The organism is Phaeodactylibacter sp. (assembly GCF_040219495.1).
Taxonomy (GTDB): Bacteria; Bacteroidota; Bacteroidia; order Chitinophagales; family Saprospiraceae; genus Phaeodactylibacter.
Window position 1 is genome coordinate 1 of sequence record NZ_JAVJSK010000105.1, and the last position, 18,440, is coordinate 18,440.

The following is an 18,440-nucleotide window of genomic DNA, read 5'->3' on the forward strand; positions in this document are numbered from 1 at the left end:
TTCTTCCAGCCAGTGAATCTGAAGCTTTTTTTCTTCTCCATCGGCATTCTTAAAGACTACTGTGCTGTTTTGCCTGACCAAATCCAACGGCAGGTAATCTCTCACGATGCCGATCGTCAGGTTTGCCAGTTCACCGTTGGAACTGTTCCCATCAGTGCTCACGGTGTCCTTTTCACAAGCGGCAAGCATCAGTATGGCGAGTGCTGCCAGAAGTGTTATCTTTTTCATGTTTTGTGGGTTTTAAATTAGCAAATTAACCAATAGATACGCACTCTGCATTGATGAAACGACAGCAGGTGCCATCGTCGTAGGAGACTATTAAGTCTGTAAAGTAACAATAGCTATAGCTTCCTGATGGGGTATTCATCAAAGATACACTTATTGTTTCCGGAGGAGCGCCGTTATTTTCACTTTGAAATATTTCGTCAGGATTCCCAGTAAATGAAGGTACAAATCCTGTGGTGTACCATATACCTATTGCGTATTCATATTCTACAGGGCGCCTCAACTGACTATAGTTACCACAGTCTGATAAACAGTCATAATAATCCTGAAAAGGCAATTCATCACAATAACCTAAACAATGGTGATATGAATTAGGATCATTAGGGAACTCATCTGCACAATCTTCGATACAATCATTTTGTATTTCATCAATAACAGTTTCCAGGGGAATCATGCGCTTACAATCCTCCCTGCAGATGCATCTGTTGCGGTTCTCGCCAACTCCAACCCGGCAAGGTTCACAACTTATCCCGGATATGGATAGCGTCGAATTAGCGCTATTCAAATTGGCGGTTAAAAGATTAGGGTATACACTGCACTGGGTGTAACCTTTTTGGGAAGTGGCCAGCAACACGAGACCTACCATGCAAAATCCGCACAAAATCTTTTGGCATGCGAAACGAAGGTAGAGCAAATTCAACAGTGATTTTTTCATACTACATGATATTTTGGTTTGAAATAGCTACGCTTAACGTTTTCATTCAAAACTGACTTTTTTGCACTTCCGGCGCACCGGTGACGGTATTCAATACAACAACAGCGGCCATCACCATTAGGCATAGAACGGCCAGGTACTAATCTGTACACAGGATACATAACCATCTTTTAATGCCGGACTTGTAGCCGGTTAGTCGTGCAAAAACATGAATAAAAAACCTGGTGCAATTAATCGAAATGAACGGAGCGCCCGAACGGCACAGCGTGCTGCAAGCAACACAAATACTGCGAAAAAACTAATTCCCGTTTTATTATGTGCTTTTATATTTTAGCGATGATCAAATTTACCCCCCCCCGCAATATTTCCAAATTTTTGAGCTTTTTTATCAAAAAAAACATTGTAGGAAGCACAAAGCTTGGTGATTCAGGGACGCGGGTTACAATGGGTTTGCTGTGGCTGCGCAGAAGGTGTGGGGCTGTTGAGCACGGCCCGGGGGGAGCGGCTGGTTAACATTTTGTAGGTAGGCTACCTCTGGGCAAGGGCTCCTGTCAGGTCCCGATTTCTACTGGGATCCGGCAGGTTTCCCAGGATGAAGCTGGGGCAGAGCTCCCGGAAAAGCCCGGGCTTAAGCTCTACACCTGCAACACTTTACGGAGACGGACGCAAAGCTTCCCAACCTTTTTCCTATCTTTGCAAACGAACGTTCATTCGTATCGTTATTCATACAAAAGACTGAACAGCAATGCCAAAGTTTCATCCTCTGAAGATACGCGAAGTGCAGCCTGAGACCGAAGAATGTGTGTCTATAGCCTTTGAAGTGCCGGAAGCACTACAGCCGGAGTACGCCTTTCTGCCCGGACAATACCTGACGCTCAAGGCGGAAATCAATGGTGAAGAGGTGCGCCGCTCCTACTCCATTTGCAGCACACCGGCCGAAGGGCTGCGCGTGGCGGTGAAGAAGGTGCCGGAAGGCCGTTTTTCCACCTACGCCAATGAAACGCTGAAGGCTGGCGATGAGCTGGAGGTGATGACACCTATGGGCCGCTTTACCGCTGAGCCAGATCAGGCGAAAGCCAAACACTATGTAGCCTTCGCGGCGGGATCGGGTATTACGCCGGTGATGTCCATTATGAAGACTGTACTGGAGCAGGAGCCACAGAGTATGTTCACCCTTTTCTACGGCAATCGCATGGTGGACAGCATCATCTTCCGGGAAGAAATCGAAGGGCTGAAGAACGAGCACATGGGCCGGCTGCGCATTTACCACGTACTCAGCCGGGAGAAGCTGGGCAGCCCGCTGCTGAGTGGCCGCATCTCTGCCGATAAGTGCGCTACGATTTGCGACAAGCTGATTGATACGGCTGATGTGGATGACTTCTACCTTTGCGGGCCGCTCCCGATGATTGAGGGCATCCGGGAGGTGCTGGAGCAACACGGCGTGGACCGCAAGAAAATCCACTTCGAGCTCTTCAATACCGGCAATGGAAAAGCGCCTGCCCCCAAAGCCAAAAGCAGTGCAGATCAGCCTAAGGTGGACGCTATGGTCGCCATCACCCTGGACGGCACCACGGTGGAATTCCCCCTCGCTTCCGATGCCGAATCCCTCCTGGACGGTGCGCTGAAAGCGGGTGCCGACCTGCCCTTTGCCTGTAAAGGCGGGGTCTGCAGCACCTGCCGCGCCAAGCTGACCGAAGGGGAAGTGGAAATGGACGTCAACTACGCCCTGGAGCCCGATGAGCTGGCTGCCGGCTACATCCTCACCTGTCAGGCCCACCCCAAAACGGACCGGGTCGCTGTGGATTTTGATAGTTAACTTTGCTGCATGACTACGACAACGAAGAAGACCAAGAAGGAAATCATTCAGGAAGCCGCCGCCCATTTGTTCCGCGACAAGGGCTACTCGGCCACCTCCATGCGTGATCTGGCTGAAGCAGTCAACCTGAAGGCCTCAAGCCTGTACAACCACATTTCCTCCAAGGAAGAAATCCTGCGCAACATCTGCTTTGATAATGCCCACCGCTTTATCTCCGGTATGGAAGAAGTGGAAAAATCCGGTGCAGATGCGCCCGCACAGGTCCGTGCCCTGCTGTCCCTCCACATCCGGACCGCTATGGAAGACGCCACTTCCGTCACCGCTTTCAACGACGAGTGGCGCCACCTCAATGAGCCCTACCTTTCCGAATTCAAAACCCTGCGCAAGGACTACGAGCAGCGTTTCCGCAACATCCTCACAGCAGGTATCAATAGCGGTGCTTTCCGCCCCACAGACACTAACATCATGCTTTTCACCCTGTTCTCTTCCGTGCGCTGGCTCTACGACTGGTTTCAGGACGGCAAATCCCTCTCTGCAGAAGCTGTGGAAGCCGAAGTCATAGAACTCCTCATGGGCGGCCTGCGTTCTTCATAAAAACATCCTTGCTATGAAGCGCCTCCCAGTATACTTTGCCGCACTCGCCCTTATACTATCCGGTTGTACCACCACTGACTCCATAACACAGGCAACTCCCACGCCCATGGATACAGTCAGCCGAACAGCACCTGATTCCATCCTAACCCTGCAAGGTACCACCCAAGACCCCTCCGGAGCCCCCCTCCTTTTCTGCACCATCGCCGCTTACCAAGACAACACCCTCATCAAAGGTACTGAAGCAGACTTCAACGGCTACTACACCATCACCCTGCCTGCCCATACGGAGCTAACCCTCAAAGCCCTCTACGTTGGCCACGAAACCGCAACCTACCAACTCCAGCCCCTACCACCCGGTTCCTACCTTTTAAACGCCTACCTCACGCCCAAAAAACAATTCACCGAAGGCCTCTACTGCCCCAGCTACCGCATCCCCCTCATCGATAGGGACAATACCTCCTCCGGCGCCACCTACCACAGCAGCGACCTCAAACACTCCCCACTCTTCCCCGGCGGCCTCTAGCCCACCCACTGCCGACTGCCGACTGCCAGACTCCCCACTGCAAGACTGCCCACTGCCCCACCGCCCCACTGTCGACTGCAAGACTGCCCACCGCCCCACTGCCGACTGCCAGACTACCCACCGCCCCACTGCCCGACTGCCCACTGCCCCACCGCCCCACTGCCGACTGCAAGACTCCCCACCGCCCCACTGCCGACTGCCCACTGCCAGACTACCCACTGCCCCACCGCCCCACTGCCCACTCCCCGACTACCCACCCCCAACCGCCGACTCCCACCCCCCATTCATCGAACTTATTCCACCCTTCCACCAAAAAACACTACATTCGATTTTGTAAAAATAAAGCCACCACCATGAGCCTACGCGAAAACATCATACTCGCCCTGCGCACCGTCCGGTCCAACTGGCTGCGCGCCATCCTGACCCTGATGATCATTGCCTTCGGCATTATGGCCCTGGTAGGCATTCTCACGGCTATCGACGTAGGCATCAATTCGCTGAGCGACAACCTGTCCAGTCTGGGCGCCAATACTTTTGATATTGAGCCACGGGGCGAAGGCGTACGTGGGCACCGCGGCGGGCGGCGTGAGAAAGTCGGCGAGCCTATCTCCTACGATCAGGCCCTGGCTTTTAAGGACGCCTATGATTTCCCGGCAAGGGTGTCCGTATCCGTGCCCTGTTCCGGTACAGCAACCATCAAGCGGGCCGATGAAAAGACCAACCCCAACGTCGGGCTGTTTGGCATAGATGAGAACTACCTGGAATCCAAAGGATTTACACTCGCAGCGGGCCGGAACTTCACCTACCTGGAATCGCTCCGGGGCGGGTTCATCGCGATCATCGGCGCAGAGATCGTTGATGAGCTCTTCAATGGGCAACCGGAGAAAGCCGTTGGGCAATACGTCCATGCCGGCAACATCAAGCTCAAGGTGGTGGGCGTCATGCAATCCAAAGGCTCAAGTATGGGCGGCAATGAAGACCGCCGCGTGCTCATCCCGCTACAAACCGGTAAGCGCTACTACGGCAGCAGCCGCACCAACTACAGCCTCATGATCGCGGTGAACGATGCCGCACAGATTGATATCGGTACGGATTACGCAACGGGGCTCTTCCGCAACATCCGTGGGTTGGAAGCCGCACAGGACAACGACTTTGAAATTACGAAAAGCGACAGCCTCATCGGGCTCATCCGGGAAAACACCACGTACTTCCGTTGGGCAGCGGTAGGCATCGGGCTCATCACCCTCATCGGGGCTGCCATCGGGCTCATGAATATCATGCTCGTATCGGTAACGGAGCGCACCCGCGAAATCGGGATTTCCAAAGCCATCGGTGCGAAGCGCGGTACCATTCTCACCCAATTTCTGGCTGAAGCCGTGACCATCAGCCTGATTGGCGGGCTGGTCGGAATTGTACTGGGCGTACTGGCCGGCAACGTCGTTGCCATTATTGCCAATGGTAGCTTCCTGTTCCCCTGGGTGTGGGTGATGATCGCGATCGTCACCTGTACCGGTGTGGGCCTGCTGTCAGGGCTATACCCGGCGATGAAGGCAAGCCGTTTAGACCCTATCGAATCGCTGCGGTACGAGTAAAAGACATTACCTTGCGCCCATGAAGCGTGAGTTTCTCCTCAATATCATCTTCCTGCTGGCTGCCAACCTGCTGATCAAGCCATTTTACCTGTTTGGTATTGACCGGACGGTGCAGAATACCGTACCGGAAAGTGAGTACGGGCTGTACTTCGCCCTGTTCAACTTCACGTTCCTGTTCCAGATCGTCAATGACTTTGGCATACAGAATTACAACAACCGGCATATTGCGCAGCACGGGCAGTTGCTCATCAAATACTTCCCCAACTTTATCATCCTGAAAGGCCTGCTCTCCCTGATTTACCTGGCATTAGTCCTGAGTGTTGGCTGGTGGGCAGGGTACACGCTGCCACATTTCAGCCTGTTGTTGTTTATTGCTTTCAACCAGATCCTGTTTTCCCTGGTGCTTTACCTGCGGTCCAATGTATCCGGGCTTGGGCACTACCGGCTGGACAGCCTTTTGTCTGTAACGGACCGGCTCCTGCTAATCGTCATCTGCAGCTTCTTGCTTTGGGGGGATTTGATGCCCGCTCCGTTCCGGATTGAGTGGTTCGTCTGGGCACAAACCGCCTCTCTGAGCATTACCGCCCTCCTGTCGCTGGGCATTGTTTCCCGAAAGTTGCCCCGTTTCCGGTTCAGGGTCCACACCGCTTTTTTATGGTACCTGCTGCGCGAAAGTGCGCCCTATGCCCTCAGTATCTTCCTGATGTCTGCGTACTACCGGCTCGATGGCATCATGATTGAGCAATTGCTCCCTGACGGGCCACGGGAAGCGGGCCTTTATGCGTCTGCCTACCGCCTGTATGAAGCGGCCAATATGGTAGGTTTCCTCTTTGCAGGGTTGCTACTGCCTATTTTCTCGCGCATGTTGGCAGGAAAGGAAGCGATTGCACCACTGGCCTGCTTCAGCTTCAAATTGATCACCCTCAGTGGTATCATCCTTTTGGTTGGCGTTGGGTTTTACAGCACAGAGATTATGCAGTTGCTTTACACAAGCGGCTCTGCTTATTCCGGAAAGATCTTGTTGTTCCTTTGCGGCAGCTATCTGGCCGTGGCAGGCACCTACGTATTTGGCACCCTGTTGGTTGCCAGCAATAATACCCGGCAGCTCAACTATGTATTTGGCATTGGGCTGGCGATCAATCTTTCTCTGAACCTGCTCCTGATCCCTACCCTTAAAGCACAGGGGGCCGCGATGGCTACACTGGCTACTCAGGTCTTCATCCTCACCGGAGAGCTATTCGTGGCCCGTCGGCAGCTTCAGCTGAAGGTTCCGGTAAATGTCTGGGGGCAACTGGCAGGCGCTGCGCTATTGTTACTGGCTATGGGCTGGAGCATTCAAATCTGGACCCCACTGGGCTGGCACTGGTCTTTCCTGTCGATCATAGCCCTTGGCGGGCTCATTGCACTCTCGTTTGTGCTGCGCAGCGGACAGGTTATCACCTTACGGGAAGGAAAACCGGCGCAGAAGCCATAGCAGCCTTGCATGATGGCTACTTCAGGAGCGCAAAAACCAGCTTGTACATGGACAATAGCCGGGAGTTTGTACCTTCGCACCCACAAGCATTTGTCGAATTTATGAAGCAGCGTTTACTAGCCGCACTTGACCAGGTAGAGCGGTATGCCAAAGGTACCAAATGGCAGCGCCTGACTGCCGCTCCGGTCCGTTATATCCATGCCATCAGCTTTCGCGAAACCCGGTACCGCTTTTCGCGCACAGAGCAACAGGCTATAGCTCCTGCCTTTTTTGGGAAGACGATGCAGATAGCCCTTCCTGCCGGTACCGATATTTACCTGACGGGCGGGAAGACCCATGACTCAGAAATACGGCTGGCCCGGTTTATGATCCATCAGCTCAGCGCCGGCAATACCTTTGTGGATATCGGTGCCCACTTTGGCTATTTTTCGCTCCTCGCGGCCAGCTTGATCGGTGATACCGGCAAGATATACGCCTTTGAGGCTGCAAAGCGCACCTTTTCTCACCTGGCAGCCAACCTTAACCCGCTTCCAAACAGTCTGGCTATACACGCTGCGGTGAATGCCAACGGGCAACAGGTTACCTTTTTCGAGTTTGACCCGCTGCATTCCGAATTCAACTCAACGGATATCAGTCAGTTTGAAGGGCAGCCCTGGTTTGAACGCCACAAGCCTACTGAAGTGAAAGTAGCAGGCTTGCAACTTAGCGCCTTTCTACAGCAGGAAGGTGCTGCCCCGGACCTGATCAAAATTGATGTGGAAGGGGGGGAAGCTGCGGTGATTCAGGGAGCGCTGCCCTGGCTGGAGCAGCACCCGGCAACCGTTGTCATTGAGTACCTCAGCCCGGAGCGCAGCAATCAGCCTCATCAGGAAGCAGCCCGGCTGCTGCTGAGCATCGGCTATACGCCGGCAGTCATTCAAGCGGATGGTTCTCTCCTGCCATTGAAGGATATAGAGCAGTGGTTTGCGCAGCATAACGTGGAGTCAGACAATATCGTTTTTGTGCACCGCAACAAGCAAAAAGCTGGGAATTCGTAGTAAAGAAAGTACTTTTGCACAAATTTTTTTGACCAGTAAAGATTCATGGAACAGAAAGACAACCTTATAGAGGTCCTCCGGACGCTATTTCGATGGAAAAAGCAGATCATCACCGTCTGCCTGATAACTGGAATTGGTGCTGTGGCGATCAGCTTGTTCCTGCCCAACTACTACAAAGGTACAACCGTATTCCTGGCGGTCAGCCCGGATCAGGCCAAACCTGATGCCCTCTTTGGGGACGGGCAGACCAAGACGGCTTACTACGGTAATGAGAATGATATTGACCGCATCCTAACCATCGCTCAATCCGGAATGCTGATCAACTTCCTGGTGGATACTTTCCAGCTTTATGAGCATTATGAAATCAACCCGGACCAGCCCAAAGCCCAATTCAAAGTCAGGGATAAGTTTTTAGGGATGTACGAGGTAGAAAAGACCAAACGGGACGCTATTGAGCTCAGTGTGGAAGATAAAGACCGGGAGCTGGCAGCAGTCATTTCGAATACCGCAAGACGCAGAATCAGTGAGATGGCACGACAACTGATCAGAGATGGACAGCAGCGCACCATTCAATCGTACCAAAGCAACATCGAAAATAAAGAAGCGCAACTGCGGTCGCTCAGCGATAGCCTGATAACCAAACGGCGCCGATACGGCATTTACAATATCGACGGGCAGTCTGAGGCGCTAACGGGGCAGGTGTCTGAAGCGGAGTCTAAACTGATTCAGAACCGCGCCCGGCTGAAGGCTTTGGAAGAAACACCGGGCGTACCCCGTGACACCATCGTCCAAATACGTGCCAGTGTGCGGGGACTGGAAGAGTCTTTTGAAAACCTGACGCAACGCATGGACCGCTTCAATGATGGCATGGCGGAAGTAGGCACGCTCAATCGTCAATACCTCGAAGCCAATGCTACGCTGAGCGAAGATAAAGAACGATTGAAGCAAACCCTGTCCGTCTACAACTCTAACATCCCTTCTGTGGTAGTCGTAGAAGAGGCCGAAACGCCGCTCATCAAGTCGCGCCCTAAGCGGAGCCTTATTGTAATGGCCGCGGTAGCCATTGCCTTTTTGTTTTCGGTTATTGGAGTCCTGATTCTGGATACCTACCGTGATGTCGACTGGAAATCCATATACAAAGGGGTATAAGTGAAGGCAAGAGACGAACATAGCAACGCGCTGTCCGGTGGCTGGCGGCAATGGTGGCAGCAGCAGGATCAAACTCAGCGCTTCTTCATGGCCTACGGTGCCCTGATTGCCGGCTCTGTTTTTGCTGCTATCGCCGGGTCGTGGTATTTCCTGGCTGCTGTGCCGGCGCTCCTGGTTGTGGTATTCCTGACCGTGGTAGATATTCGCGCTGTTTTCACGCTTTTGCTGATCTGTATCCCACTTTCAACCGAATTGCAATTGCCCAACGGGCTTGGGCTGGACCTACCCACGGAGCCTTTAATGATCGGCTTGATGCTGGCAGGCTTCCTGCTGCTGATCCGCAAAGGCCCAAAACTGGACAAAGGCCCGTTGCTGCACCCTATTTCACTCCTCCTCCTGCTCCATATTGGATGGATCGCCATCAGTGCTTTTTTGTCTCATCAACCGGTGGTCTCTTTTAAGTTTTTGGCAGGAAAGATCTGGTATATTGCGCCTTTCTTCTTCCTCGGCAGCCGGATGCTCAAAACTGAGCAGGACATCAAGCGGTTCTTCTGGGCGGTGTTCCTGCCCTTGTTGCTGACTATTTTTATTGTCACGGCCAGGCACGCCACTCAGGGGTTCACCTTTGCAGAAATCCACTGGGTGCTGACCCCTTTCTACCGCAACCACGTGGCTTACGCGGCCATCATTGTGCTCTTCACTCCCTTCGTCTGGTTTGTGCGGCAGTGGTACCCCAAAGGAAGCCTGGAGCGGTGGACAATCACCCTCAGCCTGCCCGTACTGCTCATCGCCATACAGCTTTCCTATACCCGGGCAGCCTATGTAGCTGTTGTTGTTGCTATCGGCGCTTACTATGTCCTGAAATGGCGGCTGACCAAGTGGGCGCTTGCCCTTGCGGTAGCGGGAAGCATTGCTGGCCTGGCTTATATGGTTATGGACAACCGCTACCTGGACTATGCGCCAAACTACGAGACTACCGTCACCCACAAGGACTTTAACAACCTGCTACAGGCGACTTATGAGCTGGAAGATATTTCGACGATGGAGCGCTTGTACCGCTGGGTCGCCGGCTTCAATATGACGGCAGCTGAGCCCATCTTTGGCTTTGGCCCCGGTAACTTCTACTTTTTTTACAAATCCTATACCGTTACCAGCTTTACCACCTATGTGAGCGACAACCCGGAGCAGTCGGGCATCCACAACTACTACCTGATGACACTGGTAGAACAAGGGATCGTAGGCCTGCTGATTTACCTGGCACTGGTATTTTATGCCCTGATCAGAGGGGAGGCGATCTATGCCAACGCCCATTCTAAGCGCGACAAGCAAATCGCAATGATGGCGATACTCTCTATTATCATCATTTCGGTCATGCAATTGATCAATGATTTGGTGGAGACGGACAAGGTTGGCCCTTTCTTTTTTATGTCACTTGCTATTTTGGTCAATCTTGACCTGAAATACCGGCGTGGCTTAAAGCAAAAACAAGCTTAGAGCGTGTTTGGAGCGGTTTCGTCATAAAAATCAAGGATTTATGGTTCTGGTAAAGTCACTAAATTTAAGTTTAGCGGGCTAAGAGCGTGTTGGGACTTTAGTAATCGGTCTGCAAACTACACTTTTTTGCTTATACTTCGTCCCGAAAATCCTCATTTAGCTAAGGCTAAACTCCGGTTTTCGTGCCTCGTCTAATCAAAAAATTGTTAGTTTTCGACTAGAAGACAAAAGTCCCAACACGCTCTAAATGAAAATTTAGTAAGGAAGTCAGAGCTTGCCCCGCAGCATTGCGGGATCCCCGATATTAGTGGCGCTAAGGTCGGCGGTTCTTTAAAGCCGGATAAAGGAAAAAGCGCTCCTGGAAAACCGACAGGTATTGATTGCTCGTCGCTTAAAACCGGATACTCTTGCCCCAGGCTTCCAGCTCTTCGTGAGTCCACAAGTCCGGAAAGAAAATGATGCGTTGTTTACGAGGCGGCAGGTAGTCCTGCCAATTGGTCCCACCGGTCGCTTCGATTACCTGTGGCTTGGCATCCAGGTAACGTACAGCACTGCGCAGGTGAGAAAGGGGCCAGCGCACCTCTATATTAAAATCGTAATGCCGCAGCAATTGCCGGAGCTCTTCGTCTGCCCGGTCCGCTTCCGGCAGCCGGAGGTAGGTTTGCCACAGGTTGCGGTGGCGCATCTCCTCGCCCAGGTCCTGGAATTCTTCCGCATACTTCTGCTCAAATTGTTTGAGGGTAAGGGTCTTTTTCCCGGTTGCCAGTTCGGTGGCCCCCGATTTCCAATACAGTCTTTCGTACAAATCCGGTACCGGGCTGTCTACCGCAACTTCACCGCGTTTGCTACCGTGTACGAGGCGGTACATGTCGGTGCTCATGAGTTCGATCTTTCGGTACTGTGCAGACTGGAAGCCACTGGCTGGCAGCAGGCTCATCCTGAACTTGAGGAACTCGTCCCGGTCCATGCCTTCCACCATGATCTCAAATGAGCTCACCAGGCTGTCGAAATAACGGTTGACCCGGTTCACCTGCCGCTTAAAGAAATCGAGGCCCGGCTTTTCCGTTTCGACCAGTTGTTCAATCGCCAGAAGGCTGAGCTTAAAGTACAGCTCTGTAATCTGATGGTAAATGATGAAGATTTTCTCATCCGGAAGCGGTGTCTCCGGAGTTTGAAGGCTCAACAGGGTATCGAGGTGGATATAATCCCAATAGGTGAGGTAATCCGCATACAGCAGGCCATCAAGGTAGGACAGCATATCCTGCCCCATGACCGCATATTTGTCTTCCAGTTGTTCGAGGCGTTCCAGGATTTCGTGGGTAAGCTCCATAGAATTGTACTTCAATTTGGTTATCCGCTAAGGCGTAGCCCCAAATATATACAAATCAGCCCAAGGATCAGGCTCCCGCCCATATTTAACAGCGCATAAGCATAATGCCCGCTTTGCAGCAAATTGAAGGACTCGCCGGAGAAAGTGCTAAAAGTGCTGAAGCCACCACAAAAACCGGTCATCAGCAACCACTGCCCTTGCTGACTAATCTGCCCCCGAAGGGTTTGCCCCATCAGATAGCCGAGCAAAATGCAACTGAGCACATTCGCAATCAGCGTGGCGTAGGGGAAATGAGGGCTCCAGATTTGCAGGCTACGAGCCACGCCAAAACGGGCTAAACTTCCCAATCCGCCACCCAGGAATACCCAAAGAACTGCTTGCATGTAGCTAAAAGGCCATTTTCTGAGCCCGGTAGCGCCCCACTGCCCAATGCAGGTAGTAGGTCAATGCACTGGCCAGGCTGATGATTAACAATAAGAGTGCATGGAGGCCCAGTATTCCGTCCAATACGATAACCAAGGTAATGAAAAGTATACTGATACCAGTGAGAATAGTGGTGGTCATGGTATGGCTGAAGCCAAAATCGATGAGCAAATGGTGAATATGCCGGCGGTCGGGGCTAAAAGGAGGCTGCCCCCGGACTATGCGGGTCAGGAAAACACGGACCGTATCAAAAATGGGCAAAATCGCTACACTGATCGCAAAAACGGGGCCGTTATTGATTTTGTAGGGGCTGTTGCCCGGTAATTCGTAATTGATATCGATAAAAGCGATGATGAGGATGGCGCAGGTTATTCCAATCACCAGTGAGCCCGAGTCGCCCATAAAGGTTTTGGCAGGGGTATAATTGAACTTGAGAAAGGCGATACAGGTGCCTACCAGTGCAAAGGACAATACCGAAAGCTCAATACGCCCCGCCCAAAAAAACCATCCGCCCAGAATACCGGCAGCAAGCGTCCCTATGCTACCGGCCAGCCCATTAATGCCATCAATAAGGTTGAACCCATTGATGATCAGCATGAATACTAAAATGGTCAGCACCCTAAAAATATTGACGGGCAGGAAGTCGTGAACGCCAAACAGGCCGTAACAACCTTCCATGAAAATCCCGCCCTGGAAAACAACGATAAGCGCAGCAAAAAACTGAGCGGCAAATTTGATCCGGGGCTGAATGGGGTCCAGGTCATCTTTGAGCCCTACCAGGAACATAAGCAGCAAGGCACACAGGATGTACTGCAGGTTGGCAAAGTTTTGGAAAGGGGTCCACATCAATACCGCGAAGATGGTGCCGCAGAAAATACCGATACCGCCCAGAGCTGGCGTGCTTATGGTATGAGAACTACGCTCGATGGGTTCTTCGCATAAATTGCGGTCGCGGGCAATCTTGATGATATACGGAATGGATAAGTAGGCCATTGCAAAAGCCGTAAGGAAACAAAGCAGCAAGACAAACATCGTGTTGGAGGGTTTTCAAAGGTGAATAGGCCGAAGAAACCAAAATAACAGTATCATCAACCAGGGTAGTATGTTTATCTAGCGAGGTTCAGTAGTGCTTGCCTCCTAAAATTACTCCTTTTTTCGAAAAACAAATAGTCCGCCCACCAAAAACTGGCACATCCGCATCAATAACGGTTAATCTAGTCTCATAACGTACTTTGTAGTCAAAATCTAAGAACAAGAATACCCCATCTTTATTCATCATTTGGCTAGCCGCAACTAAATAAACCGACACTTAACGTAAAAACTAGTTAAATAACTTGTATAACTAAAGATTACGTTATAAATTTGGATTCAAGAACGAGCATTCCTCCACTTTCAACAGCAAAGCAGCATGAAGAAACTAACCAAAGCAGAAGAAGAGATTATGCAGATCATTTGGGAGATCGCCCCCTGTACGGTAAGCGACATTCGCACCTACATGGTGGAAGAGCTGGGGCTGAAAAAGCCCCCCCACAGCACCGTCTCCACGATGGTCCGCATCCTGGATGATAAAAAGGGGTTTTTGAAGCACAAAGCCTACGGCCGCACCTTCGTGTACGAGCCGGCGGTGACCAAGGAAGCTTACAGCCGGCAGTCCGTACAAACACTCGTACAGGACTACTTTGGAGGCTCGATGAACCGACTCGTCTCTTTTTTGGTACAGGAGGAAGACCTCAGCCTGCGGGAGCTCAATGACTTGATGGAGAAACTTGAAGAAGAGTAAAAACAGAATGCCATGCTGACCTATATTTTACAAGTAAGTGCCTGCTGGGGCGTTTTCTATCTGCTATATGCTCTGGTACTTAGCCGAACGACCTTCTTTAGCTACAACCGGGCTTACCTCATGCTTACGCTTCTGATCAGCTTGTTGTTGCCCACTCTGGAATGGCCGGTGCCTGAGCTGACTTCTCAAGCTGCACTACAGGCCTCCTACTATATGCAGCCGATTACAATTGGCGTGCAGCAACTGGAGATTGTAGTCACAGGTAGCGCTACGGACCATGTGGTTGCTGAAGGCAGCGCCCCCGCTTTTTCGTGGCGACAGGCCTTCCTGCTCCTCTACTGGATCGGAGTAGCGGTCGCCGGCATCCGTCTGTTGTACGGTATGTGGCAGATTTTCACGCTTTACCGAAAGAGCAGCAAGGAAAAACACCCGGCTTACACGCAAGTGAACACGCCTGTACTACACACCCCATTTTCATTCTTCCGCTGGCTCTTTTGGAGCCGTGCCCTCTCCTACCCCAAGTCCGACGCCGCCAAAATCGTCCGGCATGAACAAGCCCATATGGACGGCTGGCACAGCCTCGACATTCTGATTGCAGAAGTACTCACTGTGCTGTTCTGGTTCAATCCGCTCATTTACCTCTACGCCCGCTCTCTGCGTACGGTGCACGAATACCTGGCCGATGCGGCCGTGCTGCACCACTCCAAGAAAACAACATACGGCCATTTGTTGATCCGGCAATCGCAATCCGGACAAGCGGTTGCCTTAGCAAACCATTTTTCACACGTACAACTAAAAAAACGGATTCTTATGATGACGAAGAAGAAATCACACCGGCATCAACTCCTGCGGTATGCACTGACGCTTCCGCTGCTGGCCGCACTGGCATTTGCCTTCACCTTGCCTGCCACCCCGGCAGCTCCGGTCAAATCAGCGATCTATGATGGGGAAGGGCCCCAACCGGTCTTCAAAGGCTGCGAAACGCTGGCGCTGGAAGCCGCGCAGCAAAAATGCACCACAGAAAAGCTGATGGCGTTCATACAGCAAAAACTAAAGTACCCCGAAGCGGCTAAAGCGGCCGGGCAGGAAGGTATGGCGGTAGTCGAATTTACGGTAAGCAAAAGCGGAGCAGTTGAGGACATCAAAGTCCTTAAAAGTGCCGGAGAGGCACTTGATCAGGCCGCGGTGGCTGTCGTACGGCAACTGCCTGACTGGATCCCGGCAACGGATGAAAGCGGACAGCCGGTAGCAGCGAAAATGACCTTGCCTTTCAAATTCAAGCTACCGGCAGCGGATGGTGGGGACGAGGTTTTCAAGGTCGTGGAAGAAATGCCCCGCTTCCCGGGCTGTGAGGACATCGATAAAGCGGACGAACGGCAGGCCTGCGCCAATCAGGAGCTCATGCTTTACATTTATGAAAACCTGGTCTACCCCAAAGCCGCAAAAGAAGCCGGGGTAGAAGGCATGCCGGTGCTTAAGCTGGTCATTGGCAAGGATGGTGCCATTACAGACTTCAGCATTACCCGTTCTGCCAATGAGGCCCTTGATGCCGAGGTCCTGCGCGTCGCTCAGCAGATGCAGCAGGAAATCACCTGGGTGCCGGGCGTGCAGCGTGGGCGCAAGGTAAATGTGGCCTTGCAGCTGCCCATACGCTTCAAGTTGGATAGCCCACCGGAGGAAGCCACAGACGCAGAAGTATCTGGCGATGAAGTGTTCAAGATCGTAGAGGAAATGCCCCGCTTCCCCGGCTGTGAGGAGATGGAGCAGCCACAAGCCCGGGATAAATGTGCGCAAAAGCGCTTACTGGAGTTTGTGTACCAAAACATAAAGTACCCGAAAACGGCAAAAGATGCAGGCACGGAAGGCACTGTTGTAGTCAGCCTCATCATTGGGCCAGACGGTCAGGTTCGTGAATACACTATTGTACGCTCCGTCACTCCCGTATTGGACGAAGAGGTGCTGCGCATCGCTCAACTCCTACAGCAGGAAATCACCTGGACACCCGGCGTACAGGACGGCAAAAAAGTAGCTGTGGAGTTCAACCTGCCGGTGTCCTTCCGACTGCCGGAGCAGAGCAACAAGCAGGAAAAAGAAGCGCTGGAGAAGATCAGCTTTTCTGAGCAAGAAGCTCCCGTGCGCCTGAACGGCCCCGATGCCCCGGCCAAGTTGATCGTCTTTAACAGGCAGGGTAATGTAGAAGTAAAAGATATCAAAGAGATGTCAGACATCGATCCCGAAGGTATTGACCGCATCCATGTCCTCAAAGGCGAAAAAGCCATCGAAAAGTACGGCCAGGACGGTGCGAATGGCGTAGTGGAGATTTACATGAAGCCAGGACCGTCCGATATCGGGGAGCAGCCTGTAGCTCAAACCCTGCAGCTTCAAAACTTCCGGGCATCGCCCAACCCAACGAGCGGTGAACTGAGGGTACGCTTTAAAGGTGAGGCGGTACCCACTACGCTCCGTATTCTGAGCATCACCGGGCAGCAGCTGCTCCAACGCCCCCTCCTTCAGTTTGGCGGGCAGGCAGATGAGACGCTGGACCTAAGTAACCTGCCTAAAGGCACGGTGTTGTTGGAGGTCCGGCAGGGGGAACGGGTTTATGTGGAGAAGGTGGTGGTGAAGTAGAGCGGTATTCTTTCTATCGATTTACCACCTAGAAACCAGAGATGGAGATCCCAGACTTTTGCAATGGCTAAGGTCTGGGATTATTTTTTATTTCTATAAATACCTGATTAAATTAGTGCGGATTTATAAACTCCGTATATGATCGAAAGACTAAAACAACATATAGCAAAGGGGAGAACTGAGTTTGTCATTCAGGCACTCCTTAAAATTCTTGAAGGGAATAACAATACAAAAGAAATTCGTAATGAAATAATTCTCATATCCAGTGATTATGAGGGTTTGAAACAAGAAAAAAGATCAAATCTTTATACTGCTAACGAGATACGAATAAAAGAAAATCAATTAAAGTACCGCCTACTTCAGACTATAGAGGAGCTGGAGGGCTTAGACACCTTTAAAGAGGAACCTACTGAATTGGAGTTGAATTCAACAAGCAGTACTGCCTTTACACCTATCCGTTACAAGACTTTCTTCTTTATTGCTCTAAGTCTCATTGCATTAGTACTTATCTCAACTTTTTTCTTTCATGACCAACTTTCATCCTCAAGAAACCTCAAAAAAGCAGAAGAGAGCCCGAGAAATTCAGATGAAAAAGTAAAAATACCCGTAGATACTCATCAGGAAGTTGTAGTCGCCCATCCGAGTATCGAGAAGGAAGAAGAAATTGAAAATCTAAGTTCCGAGCCTAGTAAGCCCATTTACAAGGAAGATTCAACAGGTACAACCTCCTCAAAAGACGCTAATATCATACCTCAAACAGTTACAATTGAAGCTGAAGATGGTACCCCATCATTTAAAATCTCGGCTACTGAAGTAACCGTAGCACAGTATTTGAAATTTTGCCAATCTACAGGCTATGAATTCCCAGCAAATGTGGATACAACTAAAAAAGATCATCCCATTACAAATGTTACATTTTACGATGCAGCTGCTTATTGCAGTTTTGTCGGCGGTAGTTTACCTACTGTACGACAATGGGAATTAGCTGTAAACAGCTACAGCAGAGACTTAGAGAACCTACTGGCTTCTAACCAGGTAGGCAAAGTTGGCTGGATACAACAAAAGGAAGGCCCCTTTGAGGTAGCACAGAAGCAATCTACAACCTCAGGCATATACGATTTGATAGGCAATGTTAGAGAATGGTGCCTAGATACCTTCCCTTCTAAAAAAGGGACAAGGATAACGATAGGAGTCGATTGGTCACAGTACAAACAACAGGCGAAAGTTGACAACATCATTCCTATGGATGAAAACTTTCACCGTAGCCGTTCTACAGGGTTTAGGGTAATTTTTCATTAGAGCGTGTTGGGACTTTTGTCTTCTAGTCGAAAATTAACATTTTTGGTTAGAGGACCCGCCTGCCAAACGGGTTTGCCGGGCAGGCAGGGGTACGAAAACCGGAGTTTAGCCTGAGTTAGATAGCCCGTCCCGCAGTTTGCGGGAAGGATTTTCGGGACGAAGTATAAGCAAACCTGCCTGCGTGTCGAACACTTCGCCAGGCAGGAAAGGGTCCCGGTGCACCGCATAGGCGTCAACCGAAATTTTTCATATATGAAAAAGACTGCCTAAGTTTGGGTTTACCACAACTTACACTTAGACAGTCAAGACTTATGAATATAAATCTAAAGCAAGTTATAAAAAACTTATCGGGAATCTGCCT

General features: G+C 51.2%; 17 protein-coding genes. 11 read left to right on the forward strand and 6 right to left on the reverse strand.

The features are described 5' to 3' along the window. Both RIC19_RS16710 and RIC19_RS16715 read right to left on the reverse strand, forming a co-directional pair. Positions 1 to 228, reverse strand: a 228-nt coding sequence (locus tag RIC19_RS16710; RefSeq protein WP_350179488.1) for a hypothetical protein, incomplete at its 3' end; no start/stop codon positions are given. Between the two features lie 25 nt (positions 229 to 253). Next, entirely contained in the window at positions 254 to 940 is a 687-nt protein-coding gene (locus RIC19_RS16715; protein WP_350179489.1) for a hypothetical protein, read from the reverse strand. Between the two features lie 745 nt (positions 941 to 1,685). Here RIC19_RS16715 and paaE point away from each other — a divergent pair. The 3 genes from paaE to RIC19_RS16730 are packed head-to-tail and all read left to right on the forward strand — an operon-like array spanning position 1,686 to position 3,873. Further along, the gene (paaE, locus tag RIC19_RS16720; RefSeq protein WP_350179490.1) at positions 1,686 to 2,756 is read left to right on the forward strand and encodes a 1,2-phenylacetyl-CoA epoxidase subunit PaaE; all 1,071 of its coding nucleotides are present in this window, start codon (positions 1,686 to 1,688) and stop codon (positions 2,754 to 2,756) included. A gap of 9 nt (positions 2,757 to 2,765) precedes the next feature. Beyond that, the gene (locus RIC19_RS16725) at positions 2,766 to 3,350 is read left to right on the forward strand and encodes a TetR/AcrR family transcriptional regulator (RefSeq protein WP_350179491.1); all 585 of its coding nucleotides are present in this window, start codon (positions 2,766 to 2,768) and stop codon (positions 3,348 to 3,350) included. A 13-nt stretch (positions 3,351 to 3,363) separates the two neighbouring features. Then, complete coding sequence (locus RIC19_RS16730) at positions 3,364 to 3,873, forward strand: carboxypeptidase regulatory-like domain-containing protein (protein ID WP_350179492.1); 510 nt, start codon at positions 3,364 to 3,366, stop codon at positions 3,871 to 3,873. Positions 3,874 to 3,986: 113 nt separating this feature from the next. Here the strand turns inward: RIC19_RS16730 and RIC19_RS16735 are convergent, their stop codons facing one another. Further along, complete coding sequence (locus RIC19_RS16735; RefSeq protein ID WP_350179493.1) at positions 3,987 to 4,157, reverse strand: hypothetical protein; 171 nt, start codon at positions 4,155 to 4,157, stop codon at positions 3,987 to 3,989. A 69-nt stretch (positions 4,158 to 4,226) separates the two neighbouring features. Between RIC19_RS16735 and RIC19_RS16740 the strand changes: the two genes are divergently transcribed. Genes RIC19_RS16740 through RIC19_RS16760 form a run of 5 tightly spaced genes read left to right on the forward strand, consistent with a single transcriptional unit; the run spans position 4,227 to position 10,619 of the window. After that, complete coding sequence (locus tag RIC19_RS16740) at positions 4,227 to 5,465, forward strand: ABC transporter permease (RefSeq protein ID WP_350179494.1); 1,239 nt, start codon at positions 4,227 to 4,229, stop codon at positions 5,463 to 5,465. Positions 5,466 to 5,484: 19 nt separating this feature from the next. Next, positions 5,485 to 6,939: an MATE family efflux transporter gene (locus RIC19_RS16745; protein WP_350179495.1), complete on the forward strand. Its 1,455-nt coding sequence runs from the start codon at positions 5,485 to 5,487 to the stop codon at positions 6,937 to 6,939. 47 nt (positions 6,940 to 6,986) lie between these two features. Next, complete coding sequence (locus tag RIC19_RS16750) at positions 6,987 to 7,976, forward strand: FkbM family methyltransferase (protein WP_350179496.1); 990 nt, start codon at positions 6,987 to 6,989, stop codon at positions 7,974 to 7,976. A 45-nt stretch (positions 7,977 to 8,021) separates the two neighbouring features. Continuing rightward, positions 8,022 to 9,125, forward strand: a complete 1,104-nt coding sequence (locus RIC19_RS16755) for a Wzz/FepE/Etk N-terminal domain-containing protein (protein ID WP_350179497.1) — start codon at positions 8,022 to 8,024, stop codon at positions 9,123 to 9,125. Continuing rightward, positions 9,126 to 10,619, forward strand: coding sequence for an O-antigen ligase family protein (locus tag RIC19_RS16760; protein WP_350179498.1), 1,494 nt, complete (start codon positions 9,126 to 9,128; stop codon positions 10,617 to 10,619). It abuts the gene before it with no gap. 391 nt (positions 10,620 to 11,010) lie between these two features. On the opposite strand, the gene RIC19_RS16765 is transcribed toward RIC19_RS16760, so the two are convergent. The 3 genes from RIC19_RS16765 to RIC19_RS16775 are packed head-to-tail and all read right to left on the reverse strand — an operon-like array spanning position 11,011 to position 13,404. After that, positions 11,011 to 11,949 (reverse strand): tryptophan 2,3-dioxygenase family protein, encoded by a 939-nt coding sequence (locus RIC19_RS16765; protein WP_350179499.1) that lies wholly within the window; start codon positions 11,947 to 11,949, stop codon positions 11,011 to 11,013. Positions 11,950 to 11,969: 20 nt separating this feature from the next. Further along, a complete protein-coding gene (gene crcB, locus RIC19_RS16770) occupies positions 11,970 to 12,332 on the reverse strand; it encodes a fluoride efflux transporter CrcB (RefSeq protein ID WP_350179500.1) in 363 nt (120 codons plus the stop codon). A gap of 4 nt (positions 12,333 to 12,336) precedes the next feature. Next, the gene (locus tag RIC19_RS16775) at positions 12,337 to 13,404 is read right to left on the reverse strand and encodes a glycosyltransferase family 4 protein (RefSeq protein WP_350179501.1); all 1,068 of its coding nucleotides are present in this window, start codon (positions 13,402 to 13,404) and stop codon (positions 12,337 to 12,339) included. A 376-nt stretch (positions 13,405 to 13,780) separates the two neighbouring features. Here RIC19_RS16775 and RIC19_RS16780 point away from each other — a divergent pair, with 376 nt between their 5' ends. From RIC19_RS16780 to RIC19_RS16790, 3 genes are all read left to right on the forward strand, one after another. Then, complete coding sequence (locus RIC19_RS16780; protein WP_350179502.1) at positions 13,781 to 14,152, forward strand: BlaI/MecI/CopY family transcriptional regulator; 372 nt, start codon at positions 13,781 to 13,783, stop codon at positions 14,150 to 14,152. Positions 14,153 to 14,164: 12 nt separating this feature from the next. Continuing rightward, the gene (locus RIC19_RS16785; protein WP_350179503.1) at positions 14,165 to 16,780 is read left to right on the forward strand and encodes a TonB family protein; all 2,616 of its coding nucleotides are present in this window, start codon (positions 14,165 to 14,167) and stop codon (positions 16,778 to 16,780) included. A 138-nt stretch (positions 16,781 to 16,918) separates the two neighbouring features. Further along, positions 16,919 to 18,079 carry an SUMF1/EgtB/PvdO family nonheme iron enzyme gene (locus tag RIC19_RS16790; protein ID WP_350179504.1) on the forward strand — a complete coding sequence of 387 codons (1,161 nt, stop codon included), beginning with the start codon at positions 16,919 to 16,921 and terminating at the stop codon, positions 18,077 to 18,079. Positions 18,080 to 18,440: the final 361 nt, after the last annotated feature.